Source organism: Cupriavidus sp. WS (assembly GCF_000395345.1).
In the GTDB taxonomy this organism is placed as follows: domain Bacteria; phylum Pseudomonadota; class Gammaproteobacteria; order Burkholderiales; family Burkholderiaceae; genus Cupriavidus; species Cupriavidus basilensis_B.
In genome coordinates this window covers 1-13,913 of the sequence record NZ_AQPL01000153.1, presented here as the reverse complement: position 1 = coordinate 13,913, position 13,913 = coordinate 1, and the positions used below count along the sequence as shown (strand labels likewise).

At 71.2% G+C, this 13,913-nt stretch carries 13 protein-coding genes; 6 read left to right on the top strand and 7 right to left on the bottom strand.

Annotated features, from left to right (window positions below; translation table 11 throughout):
• Positions 1-275 precede the first annotated feature (275 nt).
• On the top strand, positions 276-1,178 hold the full coding sequence (locus tag K206_RS0113775; protein WP_020202989.1) for a hypothetical protein: 903 nt from the start codon (positions 276-278) through the stop codon (positions 1,176-1,178).
• A 275-nt stretch (positions 1,179-1,453) separates the two neighbouring features.
• Here the strand turns inward: K206_RS0113775 and K206_RS38195 are convergent, their stop codons facing one another.
• Both K206_RS38195 and K206_RS0113765 read right to left on the bottom strand, forming a co-directional pair.
• Positions 1,454-1,951 carry a response regulator transcription factor gene (locus K206_RS38195; protein WP_020423776.1) on the bottom strand — a complete coding sequence of 166 codons (498 nt, stop codon included), beginning with the start codon at positions 1,949-1,951 and terminating at the stop codon, positions 1,454-1,456.
• 389 nt (positions 1,952-2,340) lie between these two features.
• On the bottom strand, positions 2,341-3,984 hold the full coding sequence (locus K206_RS0113765) for a FapA family protein (RefSeq protein ID WP_020202987.1): 1,644 nt from the start codon (positions 3,982-3,984) through the stop codon (positions 2,341-2,343).
• Between the two features lie 390 nt (positions 3,985-4,374).
• On the opposite strand from K206_RS0113765, the gene K206_RS0113760 reads away from it, so the two are divergent.
• Both K206_RS0113760 and K206_RS0113755 read left to right on the top strand, forming a co-directional pair.
• Positions 4,375-5,319 (top strand): bestrophin family protein, encoded by a 945-nt coding sequence (locus K206_RS0113760; RefSeq protein ID WP_020202986.1) that lies wholly within the window; start codon positions 4,375-4,377, stop codon positions 5,317-5,319.
• Positions 5,320-5,429: 110 nt separating this feature from the next.
• Entirely contained in the window at positions 5,430-6,329 is a 900-nt protein-coding gene (locus tag K206_RS0113755) for an SAM-dependent methyltransferase (RefSeq protein WP_020202985.1), read from the top strand.
• A gap of 33 nt (positions 6,330-6,362) precedes the next feature.
• Here K206_RS0113755 and K206_RS0113750 read toward each other — a convergent pair whose 3' ends face one another.
• The gene (locus K206_RS0113750) at positions 6,363-6,917 is read right to left on the bottom strand and encodes a DUF1415 domain-containing protein (protein WP_020202984.1); all 555 of its coding nucleotides are present in this window, start codon (positions 6,915-6,917) and stop codon (positions 6,363-6,365) included.
• Between the two features lie 56 nt (positions 6,918-6,973).
• Positions 6,974-7,372, bottom strand: coding sequence for a hypothetical protein (locus K206_RS0113745; protein WP_020202983.1), 399 nt, complete (start codon positions 7,370-7,372; stop codon positions 6,974-6,976).
• Positions 7,373-7,494: 122 nt separating this feature from the next.
• On the opposite strand from K206_RS0113745, the gene K206_RS0113740 reads away from it, so the two are divergent.
• Positions 7,495-8,778 carry a TIGR03862 family flavoprotein gene (locus K206_RS0113740; RefSeq protein ID WP_020202982.1) on the top strand — a complete coding sequence of 428 codons (1,284 nt, stop codon included), beginning with the start codon at positions 7,495-7,497 and terminating at the stop codon, positions 8,776-8,778.
• A 15-nt stretch (positions 8,779-8,793) separates the two neighbouring features.
• On the opposite strand, the gene K206_RS0113735 is transcribed toward K206_RS0113740, so the two are convergent.
• The gene (locus K206_RS0113735; RefSeq protein WP_029043606.1) at positions 8,794-10,410 is read right to left on the bottom strand and encodes an NAD(P)/FAD-dependent oxidoreductase; all 1,617 of its coding nucleotides are present in this window, start codon (positions 10,408-10,410) and stop codon (positions 8,794-8,796) included.
• Between the two features lie 210 nt (positions 10,411-10,620).
• On the opposite strand from K206_RS0113735, the gene K206_RS0113730 reads away from it, so the two are divergent.
• On the top strand, positions 10,621-10,926 hold the full coding sequence (locus tag K206_RS0113730) for a single-stranded DNA-binding protein (protein WP_020202980.1): 306 nt from the start codon (positions 10,621-10,623) through the stop codon (positions 10,924-10,926).
• A 19-nt stretch (positions 10,927-10,945) separates the two neighbouring features.
• Here K206_RS0113730 and K206_RS0113725 read toward each other — a convergent pair whose 3' ends face one another.
• Both K206_RS0113725 and K206_RS0113720 read right to left on the bottom strand, forming a co-directional pair.
• On the bottom strand, positions 10,946-11,920 hold the full coding sequence (locus K206_RS0113725; protein WP_020202979.1) for a threo-3-hydroxy-L-aspartate ammonia-lyase: 975 nt from the start codon (positions 11,918-11,920) through the stop codon (positions 10,946-10,948).
• Entirely contained in the window at positions 11,917-12,327 is a 411-nt protein-coding gene (locus tag K206_RS0113720; protein ID WP_020202978.1) for a hypothetical protein, read from the bottom strand. Before K206_RS0113720 ends, K206_RS0113725 begins: the two co-directional genes overlap by 4 nt.
• A 174-nt stretch (positions 12,328-12,501) precedes the next feature.
• Between K206_RS0113720 and K206_RS0113715 the strand changes: the two genes are divergently transcribed.
• Positions 12,502-13,913: PLP-dependent aminotransferase family protein (locus tag K206_RS0113715; RefSeq protein ID WP_020202977.1), on the top strand; the 1,412-nt coding region annotated here is incomplete at its 3' end.

The following is a 13,913-nucleotide window of genomic DNA, read 5'->3' as shown; positions in this document are numbered from 1 at the left end:
CCCGCCGCGCCGCCGTGCCCGTCCGCGGCCTTGTCCCGTTCCCCGCAAACCCTTGCGCGGCGCGGCTTGCGGCCTGGCCGCGGGCGCGCGGCGAGGCCCGCCCGCGCGCCCGCGGACGCCGCGCCGCGCCGGTGGCACGGCGATTGCGCATGCATGACGGCAGAACGTCGTGCGCCGGCTTCCCGGCCGGCCGCCGACGGCAGAACGGGAACCCCATATGTCCAGCAGAGACACCGGGGAGCGGGAATGGCGAGCTTGCATCAATGAGACATCCAATGGCATCGATTTTCAGCAGCGAGGAGCTGGACGCATATTTCTCGTCATACGCCGGCATGGAGGGCGGGAACATCGGTGCGGCGATCTGGCTTTGCGACAAGGAGCCGCATCTGCTGGCCGCGGGCGCGGCGGTGGCGCCCGCGCATGAGCCGCCGGCATGGGACGCGGCCTTCCGCGAGCGCCATCGCCACGACATGCCGCGCTGGCAGACGCACCAGCGCCTGGCCCGCATCATGGCGGCCACGCGCGCGGCCACCTTGCGCGAGACGATACCGGCCCTGGACTGGCGTGCGTATTTCGAGCGGCATCTCTACGCGCCCGGCGGCTGGGAATTCAAGCTCAACCTCTACCCGCTGCCCAAGCCGCAGCACATGGACCTCTCGCAGATCGAGACCTTCCGGCGCAATCCCTACCTGAGCCCGAACTGGCGCTACGTGGATTTCTGCCGCCAGGGCGGGCGCTTCCGCTTCATCGCCGAGCTGCGCCGCCGCATGCGGCCCAAGGTGATCCTGTGCACGGGACAGGCCGAGGAAGAGGAATTCCTGCTGGCGCTCGGCTTCCAGGGCGTGCCCTGCTCGGAGCATCGCCTGCAGCCGGCCGACCTGGTGAAGACGCTGCGCGTGTACTCGCACGAAGGCACGCGCCTGGTGATCTGCCCGAAGGTGGGCGGCCCCACCGGCATCAACTCCGACACCCTGCTCGACGCGATGGGCGCCTTCCTGTCGGTATGGCTCGACGCCGCCGACTTTGCCGATGCACGCGAGATGCGCGAAACGCACGAAACGCACGACGTGCGCGGAATGCGCGGGATGCGCGGCGAATTGACCGAGCGCGACAGCCGCGCGTCGTGGCGCGCCGCGACGCGCGGCGCGGAGATCGCCACGGGCGCCGCGCCGGCCTGAACGTGCCCGGCGTGCGCCCGGCGCGCGTGATGCGAGAACGCGGTAAAAAAAACGCCGCATGCAGAAGCATGCGGCGCTACGGAAGGAGGGCCAAGGGATGGACCCTCATCGGGAATACCACCCCCGGGGAGAGAGCGGTACGAAGCTACTGTAGCCAGTAGAACGGTCCCGACCAATCAGCCGCTTCCGAACAGGTATCCAGAAATTTCCGCAAATCCGCCGCGCGGGTGGTGGCCGTGACGGCTACCGCCCGTGCCGGCGCGCCGGCGCGCGCCTCACGCCGCCAGGACCTGCGCCTCCAGCATGCTGGCGATGGCCGCTTCGAGCGTCACCAGCGCGGCCGTCTTGGGCAGGCAGCAGCAGATGCCGTAGCCCATTTCCGGCGGCGGCATGTGCAGCCACATATTGTCCGAGAGCAGCAGCACGCGCTGCGTCGGCAGCATGCTGCGCAACTGGCGCAGCATGCGCCAGCCGCTGGTCACGTCCTGCGGCATGCCAAAGACCAGCAGCTCGGCCTCGCTGATGGCGCCGGCGTGCCCCGGCAGCTCGTCCGGGTCCACGCTTTCCACGCGCGCGACGCCGGGCATGGCCTCGAGCATGCGGCTCAGGCCCAGTCGCAGCAGCGCGCATTCGTCGATCACCACCGCGCGCACGGGCGCCGCGTCGTGCGCGGCCCTCTGCGGCCGCACGCCCTGCCACTGCGGCCGGGCCGAGGCGAGCCCGCGCGGGATGATGCTGTCGACGTTGGCGCGTGCGGTGAGTGCCATATCCATGATTGCTCCTCTGCTCTGTGCTCTGTGATCCGGATGGCGCCAGCGGCGGACGCCCGATGATGCAGAGAGATCGCAAGGCACATGCCAGGCGCCGGCGCCGGTTCCGCCGGCCCGGCCGGACGCGCGGCGCCGCCCGCAAACCCTTGCCTGGCAAGGATCTGCGGGAATCGGAAAATCTGGGATGACGGGATGGCGCGCATGGTGGCGCGTTCCCGCGTGTTACGCGTCACGTAACGTGTTCCGCCGCGCGTTACCGGCGCGCTACCGGCACGTACCGGCGCGCTACCGCGGCGAAACGCCGCACCGCCACAGCCGGCCACGCGGGCGGGCGCGCGGCGCGCAAAAAAAAACCGCCCGGCAACGCGGGCGGTCCCTGGCGCCGGCGCGGGTCAGACCAGCGTGACGCGGCCCTCGACCATGCGGAACTGGCCGCCCGGCTTGTCTTCCATGATCTTCAGCGACTTCTGGCCGATATGCGCGACCACCCCGCCGTGGATGCGCCGGCTCACCTCGATCACCGCGTCGGGCGCCGGGTGCAGCTGCTCGGCCAGCTTCGCCAGCCGCGCGTCCAGCCCGATGGCGTCCCGCGTCAGCTTGAACAGGGTGGCGCGCGCCTTCTCGCGCAGGTCGCCGGAAGCCTTCTCCGGATGCTTGGCGAAGAAGCTGACCAGCTGCTGCACCTTGGCCTGCTCGGCGTCGATCTGGCGGCGCTGCGCCTCGACCTCGGCCTTTTCCGCCTCGGCATAGGGATTGGTGCCGACCTGCACGACGGTGGCGGTGCCGGCGGTCGCGCCGAGCGTGGCGGTGCGCACGATCGTCTTGGCGCGGATGCGCCCGCCGGTGATGTTGCCCTGCCCGCCCTTGGGGCCGGCGAACACGGCATTTCCGGCGGCCACCTCGCTCTGGCGGATGCCGCTTTCCACGGTGACGTCGGTGCCGGCCTCGACCACCGCGCTCTCGATGAAGCGCGCGTGCAGCCGGCCCTTGCAGCGCACGCTCGCCAGCGCCGCCGCGCCGTCGCCGGCCGGGTGCGGGCCTTCGGCCTTGCCGATGATGCCGCCCTTGACCACCACGTCGCCGCCCGCCTCCACGTGGGCGGCCTCGATGGTGCCGCTGACGATGACGTCGCCGGTCACGCGCACCGTCATGCCGGTCTTGATGTCGCCGTTGACGCGCAGGGTGCCGTCGAAGGTGACGTTGCCCGAATGCATGTCCACCGCTTCCACGTCCACCACCGGGCTGACCGACACGCCGTGCGGCAGCAGCGCGGGCGAGCCGGAGATGGCCGCCAGCATCACCTGCGGATCGGCGGGGTCTGGCACCACGCCGGTCAGGCCGTCGGCGTAGGGCGGGTCTTCCGCCTCGGGCGCCGGCACGACCTTGCCGAACACGTCGAGGCCGTCCGTGCCCTGGCGCGCCGGGATGCGGCGCATCAGCGGCGTGCCCGGGTTGACCAGCAGCAGCGTGCCGAGATCGCGCAGGTCGATGCGGCCGCTGTCGTCTTCTTCCACCAGCGGCTTGCGCGGCGCCAGCAGGCTTTCGAAGCGCGCCGGCGTGCCGGGCAGCGGCGCGCGCCCGGCGACGATCTCCAGGCCCTCGCAGGCGCCCGCCTCGAAGGCGCCGCGCAGCGCGGCGGCGTCGACCTCGGCCACGATGCCGCGCTCGGCCAGCGCCGCGCGCACCGCGTCGCGCGTCACGTCGCGCCCGCCCTGCGCCGGCAGCAGGTTGAGCCGCACGCTCAGGCTGTCGGCGCTGACGTCGATCTCGAAATAGCCGTCCGTCACCTCGCCGATCAGCGCTTCCACCGGTGCGCCTTCGGTGGCGCGCTGGCATTGCGAGAGAAAATTGCCGACCGTGGCGGTGTCCAGCCGGGCACCGCGCCAGCCGGCCGCGGCCAGCGCTTCCTCGAGCGCGGCGCGGTCCGGCGGCATCCGGCCCGGCACCGCGGCAAAGGCGGCGTGCACATGCCGCGTGGCCTCGTCGAGGCGGATCCGCAGGCCGCTTTCCGCCGCGCCTTCCGCCGCGCCTTCCACCGCATTCTCCGCTGTGTTTTCCGCTGTGTTTTGCGTTGCGCCATCCGCGGCGCTGACTGGGTGTTCTCCCCGGCTTTCCATTCCGTCTTTCCCCCGATGGATCGTTGGCGGGCGCGCGGTCCAGACCGCCGCGCCCTGCGCAATCCCGCCCCGCCCCCGCCTCGCGGCGAGGAAGCCTCTGCTGGCCAAATTCGCCAATTTGGCCATGTTGGCCGTGCGCGGCGGGCATGCGATTGATGGCAGGCACTGCGCGCTGCTGATCTATGTTCTTTCTAGCGCGCACTACACCAACGGCTGTTTCGGGGAAAACTTGAGCCTCGCGGTCGGGCAAAAGGTAAACTCCTGCCCATTCGCGCAACGCCGCACCGCAACAAAAAAGGGGAAGACCAGATGATCGTGCGAGACCGCCCATCGGGACTCAGGCTGTTCCTGGTCCTGCGAGGCTCGATCCTGTCGCGCATCTGGCGCGTGCTGCTGGTGAACCTGCTGCTCGCCGTGGCCGTCACCGTCACCCACGGCGCCTTCTTCCAGCACAAGGTCACGCTCACGGCCATCCCGTTCTCGCTGATCGGGCTGCCGCTGGCCATTTTCCTGGGCTTTCGCAATACCGCCGCCTACGACCGCTTCTGGGAAGGACGCAAGCTGTGGGGCGAGCTGGTGGTGCGCAGCCAGGACCTCGCGCGGCAGTGCATGAGCCTGCTCGGCGACGCCGCGCCGGGCCATGCGCCGGCCGAGCCCGGCGCGGTGCGCCGGCGCATGCTGCTGCGCGCCATCGCCTTCGCCTGCGCGCTGCGCAACCGCCTGCGCGGCAACCGCGCCGATGCCGGCATCGACCGCGCGTGGCTGGCCGCCGCCGAGCACGAAGCGCTCGCCGGCAGCACCAACGCCCCGGCCCTGCTGATGATGCGCATGGGCGAGGATCTGGGCCAGTGCGTGCGGCAGCGACGCGTGGACCCGTGCCTGGCGGTGGCGATCGACGGCACGCTGTCGGCCATGACCGCCACCGCGGTGGCCTGCGACCGCATCCGCAATACGCCGATCCCGTTCTCGTACACGCTGCTGCTGCACCGCACCGCCTATCTCTACTGCTTCCTGCTGCCGTTCGGGCTGGTCGACACCACCGGCTTCCTCACGCCGATCGTGGTCGGGCTGGTGGCCTACACGTTCTTCGGCCTCGACGCGCTCGGCGACGAGCTGGAAGAGCCGTTCGGCACCTCGCCCAACGACCTGCCGCTCGACGCGATGTGCCGCGCCATCGAGATCACGATCAAGGAAGCGCTCGGCGAAACCGACCTGCCGCCGCCGCTGGCACCGGTGGACTACTGCCTGCTGTAGGCGCGCCGCCGCCTGCGGCGCCGGCGTCACTCCGCCCGGGCGCGGGCGACTTTCGGTAAACTGCCGCTTTGGCGCCGACGGCGCCCACCCCGTTTTTCCAGGTTCCCCAGATGGCCCAGAAGTCCCCGGCGTCGAAGACGCCCGCCGCAGCGGCGGCCAGCCCGCACGAAATCCGTCCCGGCCAGTCCGTCGAGCTGCTCAAGGCGCTGCACATCCTCACGCGCGACGGCAAGATGAACCAGGACAGCCGCCGCAAGCTCAAGCAGGTCTACCACCTGTTCCAGTTCATCGAGCCGCTGCTGCAGGACCTCAAGCAGGACCATCCCGACGTGACGCTGGTGGACCACGGCGCGGGCAAGTCCTACCTGGGCTTCATCCTGTACGACCTGTTCTTCAAGGACCATCTCGACGGCTCGCGCATCTACGGCATCGAGACACGCGAGGAACTGGTGCGCACCTCGCAGGAACTGGCCGCGCGGCTGGGCTTCGCGGGCATGTCCTTCCTCAACCTGTCGGTGGCGGACTCGATCGCCTCGCCGCAGTTGCCGGCCACCATCGACATCGTCACCGCGCTGCATGCGTGCAACACGGCCACCGACGACGCCATCCGCTTCGCGCTGGAAAGGCACGCGAAGTACATCGTGGTGGTGCCCTGCTGCCAGGCCGAGGTGGCCGGCGTGCTGCGCAGGAACAAGGCGCGCGCGCTGGCCAGCCCGCTTACCGAGATCTGGCGCCACCCGCTGCACACGCGCGAGTTCGGCAGCCAGGTCACCAACGTGCTGCGCTGCCTGCAACTGGAAGCGCACGGCTACCAGGTCAGCGTGACCGAGCTGGTGGGCTGGGAGCACTCGATGAAGAACGAGCTCATCATCGCGCAGTACAAGGACCTGCCGCGCCGCCGGCCCGCCGAGCGCCTCAACGAGGTGCTGAAAACGCTGGGGCTGGAGGAAATGTCGGGGCGCTTCTATACCGGCGAGCACAGCGAGGATGCCTGCGCGGTAGCGCAGTGACGAACTGACGCGCCGCGCCCGGCTCAGTCGCGCTCAGTCGCGCATCAGCGCCTGCCAGCCGGCCAGGCCGAGCCGGCGCATGGTCTGCTCGTTGCGCTCGTAGATGTCCGCCGCGTCCGGGAAGGCCGCCACCGCGCGCGCGATGCTGGCTTCGCGCAGCAGGTGCAGGATCGGATAGGGCGCGCGGTTGGTGTAGTTCTCGATGTCGTCCGGCCCGTTCCCCTCGAACTGGTAGTGCGGATGGAAGCTGGCGATCTGCAGCGTGCCGGCCAGCCGCAGGCTCTTGAGCAGGCGCTCGGCGAAATACAGCGTGTCGTTGTAGTCGAGGAAGTCCGCCAGCGCGTGCGGCAGGATCAGCAGCGTGGTGTCGATCTCGGCCGGGTCGGCCTCGGCCAGCAGCTTCAGTTCGGCCTCCAGGTCCGCCATCACGCCTTCCGCGTCGGTGGCGCCGCTGACCGCGTAGCGGATCTGCCGCTTCACGTGCACGGACTTGGCGAACGGGCACAGGTTGAGGCCAATCACGGCGCGCTCCAGCCATTGCCGGGTGGCGTGCAGGACGGTTTCGGTGGACGGCGGGGCAGAAGTCATGACGATGGCTGGCGGCGCGAAACCGCCATTCTAGCGCCGGCCCCGCGCGCCGCCGCTCAGCGGCGCTGCCCCTGGATCTGCCTGGCCAATGCGTCGGCCTGGCGCATGGCCGACTCGCGCTCGGCCGCGCTCAGCTTGCCGCAGACGTATTCGAGATTGGCGGTGTCGAGGTCGGTCACATGGCGGTCGCCGGACAGCAGGATCACCTTGCGCCACGCGCAGGCGCGCACGCGGTCTTTCTCCAGTCCGAGGCAGCCGGACTGCAGGCAATACGACAGGTTGCGCTGGGACAGGAAGTCGCCGCGCATGGCCTTGTCCTGCAGCCCCTGCGCGGTTTCCTGCGCGAACGCGGGCGGCGCGGCGCAGAGCAGGCCGAGCGCGAGGCTCGCCAGCAGGCGGCGCGTGGCAAGGCGCGTGGCAAGGCGGAAGGCCGGGGCGGGCAGCGGCGTGGTCATGGCGGTGCGCGTGGATGCGCGTATCGATGAAGTCGAGGGCCGGATCTTATCAGCCGCCGGCGGAGATGGCGCCCTATATAATCCGTTCCGCCCTCCCCCGCCGCCCGTCCCCGGATTCCCACATGCCCGCACCCGCCGTCTCCCCCTCCTCCGCCAGCGTCGCCGTGATCGGCGGCGGCCCCGCGGGCCTGATGGCGGCCGAGGCGCTGGCCGCGCGCGGCTGGCGCGTGGACGTGTACGACGCCATGCCCTCGGTGGGCCGCAAGTTCCTGATGGCCGGGCGCGGCGGCATGAACCTCACGCACTCGGAAGCGGCCGAGCCGTTCCTCGCGCGCTACGGCAGCCGCGGCACGCGGATCGCGCCGCTGCTGGCCGGCTTCGATGCGCAGGCGCTGCGCGCATGGGTGCACGGCCTGGGCATCGAGACCTTCGTCGGCAGCTCGGGCCGCGTCTTCCCGACCGACATGAAGGCCGCGCCGCTGCTGCGCGCGTGGCTGCACCGCCTGCGCGAGGCCGGCGTGCGCTTCCATATGCGGCATCGCTGGCTCGGCTGGGTGGACGAGGCGACGGACAACGTGACTGACAACGCGGCGCACGAACTGCGCTTCGCCACGCCCGAGGGCGAACTGCGCGTGCACGCGGCGGCGACGGTGCTGGCGCTCGGCGGCGGCAGTTGGGCGCGGCTCGGCTCGGACGGCGTGTGGGTGCCGCTGCTGGCCGCGCGCGGCGTCGAGGTGGCGCCGCTGCGCCCCGCCAACTGCGGCTTCGACGTGGCCTGGAGCGAGCACTTCGGCACGCGCTTCGCGGGGCAGCCGGTCAAGGCCGTGGCGATCGGCCTGCGCGACCGCGACGGCCACCGGCACGATCGCCAGGGCGAGTTCGTCGTCACCGCGGGCGGCATCGAAGGCAGCCTGGTCTATGCGCTCAGCGCGCCGATGCGCGACCTGCTGGAAAGCACCGGCGAAGCCGTGATCGAGCTCGACCTCGCGCCCGGCCTGAGCGCGCAGCGCGTGGCCGAGGCGGTGCTGCGCCCGCGCGGCGCGCGCTCGCTGTCGAGCCATCTGCAGAGCCGGCTCGGCATCACCGGCGTCAAGGCCGGGCTGCTGCGCGAATGCCTGTCGAAGGAAGAGTTCGCCGATCCGGCGCGGCTGGCCGCCGCGCTCAAGGCGCTGCCGCTGCGCCTGCTGCGCGCGCGCCCGCTCGACGAGGTCATCAGCAGCGCGGGCGGCGTCACGTTCGAGGCGCTGGACGCGCAACTGATGCTGCGCGCCGTGCCGGGCGTGTTCTGCGCCGGCGAGATGCTGGACTGGGAAGCGCCCACCGGCGGCTACCTGCTGACCGCCTGCTTCGCCAGCGGGCGCGCGGCCGGGCTGGGTGCCGCCGCGTGGCTGGCGCGCGCGGCCTGAGCCGGCGCCGCACGTTCAGGCGCCGTTGACGATGCTCAGCGCCACGGCCTCGGCCACCTCGATGCCGTCGATGGCCGCCGAGTAGATGCCGCCCGCGTAGCCGGCGCCCTCGCCGGCCGGGTACAGGCCCGCCACGTTGATGCTCTGGTAGCTGTCGTCGCGGCGGATGCGCAGCGGCGACGAAGTGCGCGTCTCCACGCCGGTCAGCACCGCGTCGTGCATGGCAAAACCGGCGATCTTCTTGTCGAGCTCGGGCAGCGCCTCGCGGATGGCCTCGGTCACGTACTCGGGCAGCGCGGTGGACAGGTCGGTCGGCGTGACGCCCGGCTTGTACGACGGCTCGACCGAGCCGAGCGCGGTCGAAGGCCGGCGCGCGATGAAGTCGCCGACCAGTTGCGCCGGCGCGTTGTAGTTGCTGCCGCCCAGCGCGAAGGCGCGCGCTTCCCAGTGGCGCTGGAACGCGATGCCCGCGAGCGGGCCGCCGGGATAGTCCTCGGGCGTGATGCCGACCACGATGCCGGCATTGGCGTTGCGCTCGGCGCGGTAATACTGGCTCATGCCGTTGGTGACCACGCGGCCCGGCTCGGACGCCGCCGCCACCACGGTGCCGCCCGGGCACATGCAGAAGCTGTAGACCGCGCGCCCGTTGCTGGCGTGGTGCACCACCTTGTAGTCGGCCGCGCCGAGCAGCTTGTTGCCGGCGAACTTGCCGAAGCGGCTGCGGTTGATCAGGCCCTGCGGGTGCTCGATGCGAAAGCCCAGCGAGAACGGCTTGGCTTCCATGAACACGCCGCGGTCGTGCAACACCTGGAACGTGTCGCGCGCGCTGTGGCCCACGGCCAGCACCACGTGGTCGGCTTCGAGGTATTCGCCGCCGTGCAGCCGGAGGCCGCGCAGCTTGCCGTTGTCGATGTCGAAATCGTCGACGCGCGTCTCGAAGCGGATCTCGCCGCCCAGCGCGAAGATCTCGGCGCGCATCTTCTCCACCATGCTGACCAGCCGGAAGGTGCCGATGTGCGGGCGCGCGAGATAAAGGATGTCTTCCGGCGCGCCGGCCTTGACGAACTCGTCCAGCACCTTGCGCCCGAGATGGCGCGGGTCCTTGATCTGGCTGTACAGCTTGCCGTCCGAGAAGGTGCCGGCGCCGCCCTCGCCGAACTGCACGTTCGACTCGGGGTTCAGCACGCTCTTGCGCCACAGGCCGAAGGTGTCCTTGGTGCGCTCGCGCACTTCCTTGCCGCGCTCCAGGATGATGGGACGGAAACCCATCTGCGCCAGGATCAGCCCGGCCAGCAGCCCGCACGGGCCCATGCCGATCACCACCGGGCGCAGCCGGGTGCCTTGCGCCGGCGCCTGCGCCACGAAGCGGTAGGCCATGTCCGGCGTCACGCTCCAGTTGGGCTTGCCCGCCATGCGCCGGATCGCCGCGGCCTCGTCCCTGACCTCGATGTCGATGATGTAGGTGAGCTTGATGTCGGAGCGCTTGCGCGCGTCGTGCGCGCGGCGGAACACGGTGAACCCGACCAAGCCATCGGCCTTGACGCCGAGCTCGGCCAGGCGTGCGCGCACCACGGCCTCGAGATCGCTCGCGGCATGGTCGAGCGGGAGTTTGACTTCACTTAGACGTAGCATGGGAACCTGGAATTCTGCGGCCGGTGGGTCGGCCCCGCGTGGGGCGTGGACTGCACTCTGGTTGAGCGTCGGGCTGGCCGGACCGCAATTTTATAGTTTTTCGGCCCCGGCCCCGCATTCTTCGCCCCGCGGCGGCGAAATTATGAGATCTTCCGCACCCCGGCGGCGAACTCAGCGACGGCGGCCACTCCCATGACAGCAAGGAACACCATGATCGACGGACTAGTCAGCGGCCGCCTGCACGGCCACGCCAGCGAACGCAGCGGCCAGGGCGGCAGCCTGTTCGTCACCGCCCGGCTCAAGGCCACGGCCGGCGACGGCGATACCGTGATCGTCAACGTGATCGCGTTTGCCGACAAGGTGCGCGCCGCGCTGCTGGCGCTCGAGGACGGCGAATCGGTGGCGCTGTCGGGCAGCCTCACGCCCAAGGTCTGGACCGACAAGAACGGCGACACGCGCCCGGCGCTGGACATGGTCGCGCACGGCCTGCTGAGCGCCCGCGACGCGCAGCCCTGAGCGCCGCCGGGGCCGCCGCCTACGGCCGCGCCGCCTGCAGCAGGGAGGCGAAGCGCGCCAGGTCCACGTTGCCGCCCGAGAGCACCACGCCGACGCGCTTGCCGCCGACGTCGATCCGCCGGGAAAACACCGCCGCCGCGCCCAGGCAGCCGGTCGGCTCGACCACCATCTTCATGCGGCCGGCGAAGAACGCCATCGCCTCGACCAGCTCGGCGTCGCTGACCGTCACCACGTCGTCCACGAGGCTGCGCAGCACCGGGAAGGTGAGGTTGCCGAGGTGCTGGGTCTGGGCGCCGTCGGCCAGCGTCTCCGGCGTGTCGATATGGACGATCTTGCCGCTGCGCAGGCTGCGCTGGCCGTCGTTGCCGGCTTCCGGCTCGACGCCGATCACCTGGCAGTCCGGGTTGAGCGCGCGCGCGGCCACGGCGCAGCCGGACAGCAGCCCGCCGCCGCCGAGCGGGGTGATCAGCACGTCGAGCGGGCCGGCCTGCTCGAACAGCTCCTTGGCGGCCGTGCCCTGCCCGGCCATCACGTGCGGGTGGTCGTACGGCGGGATCAGGGTCAGGCCCTGCTCTTCCGCCAGGCGCCGGCCGATGGCTTCGCGGTCCTCGGTATAGCGGTCGTACAGCACCACTTCGCCGCCGTAGCCGCGCGTGGCGGCGATCTTGATGGCCGGGGCGTCCTGCGGCATCACGATGACCGCGCGCACGCCGAACAGCCGCGCCGACAGCGCGATGGCCTGCGCGTGATTGCCCGAGGAAAACGCGATCACGCCCGCCTTGCGCTGCGCCGGCGTGAACTGCGCGATGGCGTTGTAGCCGCCACGGAACTTGAACGCGCCCATGCGCTGGAAGTTCTCGCACTTGAAGAACAGCTCGGCACCGCTGTTCGCATCGGCATAGGTGGAGGTCATCACCGGCGTGCGGTGGGCCACGCCCTCCAGCCGCCGGTGGGCCGCGGCCACGTCGTCATAGGAAATTGCCAGTTCGCTCATTTGTGTTGCTCTCCGTGAAAACATTGCGATGCGCTGGCCGGCGCGGCCAGGGACAGCCAGCGGGCCAGCCAGCGCGGCCACGGCCGCGCGGCGGGCGCGTGCAGGCGCAGCGTGGCGGCGCGCGTGGCCAGCACCTCCACCCAGCCCGCGGGCAGCACCACCATGCTGCCCGCGGCGAGGCGCTGCGGCTGCCGCCACACCGTGCCGGCCAGCCAGCGCGGCGCGCCGGACACGGCAAGCTCGCCCTCCAGCACGTGCAGCGTGGTGCCGGCTTTGGCATGGAACCGTAGCACACGGCTGGTTTCGAGGTCGAGCATCTGCGCCTGCGGCGCGGCGGCCGGCGTGGCCGGCATCACCGGCGCGGTCGGCTGCATGAGATCGGAAGGGTCGGAACGGTAGCCCGGCATGGTGCGGCTCCTGCGGTATGGACAGGGCTCCAGACTATCGGCCGGCGCCGGGACGAAACAGGCACACGCCCGCGCGGGGCGGACCATAACAGAACACACGCAGGCCATCTGTTACGATACAGAACCCCCGCATCTGTATCTGTTGCGCAGGCCGCCGCCGCGCCACCATGCCGCATGGATTCCGCCCCGCTCTACCGCCAGCTCGCGCAGCACTACCGCCATGCCATCGAGGCCGGCACGCTCAAGCCGGGCGACCGCGTGCCGTCGGTGCGCACGCTGATGGAGCTGCACGGCGTGAGCCTGTCCACCGCACTGCAGGCCTGCCGGCAGATGGAAAGCGACGGGCTGCTCGAAGCGCGGCCGCGCTCGGGCTACTTCGTGCGGCCCCCGGCGCGCGCGCCGCACAAGCCGCTGGCGCCGATCGCCGAGCCGGCGGCCACGCTGCCGGACCCGGCGCAGTACGTCGGCATCCATGAGCGCATCTCGGCCATCACCGCGCGCGGGCGCCAGCGCCCGGTGGCGGTGAATTTCGCCGGCGCCTGCGCCGCGCCCTCGCTCTACCCGGCGCAGGCGCTGCGCGACGCGGCGGCGCGCGCGCTGCGGCGCCACCCGCAGCTGTTCGGCACGGCCGCCGATGCCGGCGGGCACCCCGCCTTCCGCGCGGTGCTGGCGCGGCACGCGCTGCTGTCGCGCATCACGGTGGCGCCCGAGGACATCCTCGTCACGCACGGCTGCACGGAGGCGCTCAACCTCGCGCTGCGCGCGGTGGCGCGCCCCGGCGACGTGATCGCGGTGGAGTCGCCGACCTACTACGGCCTGCTGCAGATCCTGGAGAGCCTGGGCATGCGCGCGCTGGAGATCCCCAGCAGCCCGCAGACCGGCATCTCGCTCGAGGCGCTGGAACTGGCCGCGCAGACCTACGACAACATCCGCGCCGTGGTGGTGGTGCCCAACCTGCAGAACCCGCTCGGCTGCATCATGCCGGACGACAACAAGGCCCGGCTGGTGGCGTGGTGCGCGCAGCGGGACATCGCGCTGGTCGAGGACGACTGCTTCTCCGCGCTGGCCGACGGCGACACGCCGCCCGCGGCGCTCAAGTCATGGGACCGCGACGGCGGCGTGATCCACTGCGCCTCGCTGCACAAGACGCTCGCGCCCGGCATGCGGCTGGGCTGGATCGCGGCGGGCCGCTGGCAGGCGCGCGTGGAAATGCTCAAGTACAGCCAGTCGCGCCCCAACGAGCTGCTGGCGCAGATGGCGCTGGCGGACTACATGGGCTCGGGCGCGTTCGAGCGCCACCTGCGGCGCCTGCGCGAGCAGTTGCGCGGCCAGCGCGCGCAGGTGGCGCAGACGATCGCAGCCGATTTCCCGGCCGGCACGCGCGCCTCCGATCCGCACGGCGGCCTGCACCTGTGGGTGGAGCTGCCCGGGCCGGTATCGTCCGAGGCCGTGTTCGACGAAGCCCTGAAGGCTGGCATCCGCGTGGTGCCGGGCGTGATGTTCTCCAATTCCAACCGCTTCGACCATTTCCTGCGCCTGAACTGCGGCATGCCGTTCTCGCCCGAGATCGAGCGCGCGCTGCGCGA

Excerpts from the sequence above, each read along its gene's own strand:
- K206_RS0113740 (WP_020202982.1), top strand. The coding sequence starts at position 7,495 with ATGCCCGCACCCGCCGTCTCCCCCTCCTCCGCCAGCGTCGCCGTGATC.
- K206_RS0113730 (WP_020202980.1), top strand. The coding sequence starts at position 10,621 with ATGATCGACGGACTAGTCAGCGGCCGCCTGCACGGCCACGCCAGCGAA.
- K206_RS38195 (WP_020423776.1), bottom strand. The coding sequence starts at position 1,951 with ATGGATATGGCACTCACCGCACGCGCCAACGTCGACAGCATCATCCCG.
- K206_RS0113775 (WP_020202989.1), top strand. The coding sequence starts at position 276 with ATGGCATCGATTTTCAGCAGCGAGGAGCTGGACGCATATTTCTCGTCA.
- K206_RS0113755 (WP_020202985.1), top strand. The coding sequence starts at position 5,430 with ATGGCCCAGAAGTCCCCGGCGTCGAAGACGCCCGCCGCAGCGGCGGCC.
- K206_RS0113760 (WP_020202986.1), top strand. The coding sequence starts at position 4,375 with ATGATCGTGCGAGACCGCCCATCGGGACTCAGGCTGTTCCTGGTCCTG.
- K206_RS0113735 (WP_029043606.1), bottom strand. The coding sequence starts at position 10,410 with ATGCTACGTCTAAGTGAAGTCAAACTCCCGCTCGACCATGCCGCGAGC.
- K206_RS0113750 (WP_020202984.1), bottom strand. The coding sequence starts at position 6,917 with ATGACTTCTGCCCCGCCGTCCACCGAAACCGTCCTGCACGCCACCCGG.
- K206_RS0113745 (WP_020202983.1), bottom strand. The coding sequence starts at position 7,372 with ATGACCACGCCGCTGCCCGCCCCGGCCTTCCGCCTTGCCACGCGCCTT.
- K206_RS0113725 (WP_020202979.1), bottom strand. The coding sequence starts at position 11,920 with ATGAGCGAACTGGCAATTTCCTATGACGACGTGGCCGCGGCCCACCGG.
- K206_RS0113720 (WP_020202978.1), bottom strand. The coding sequence starts at position 12,327 with ATGCCGGGCTACCGTTCCGACCCTTCCGATCTCATGCAGCCGACCGCG.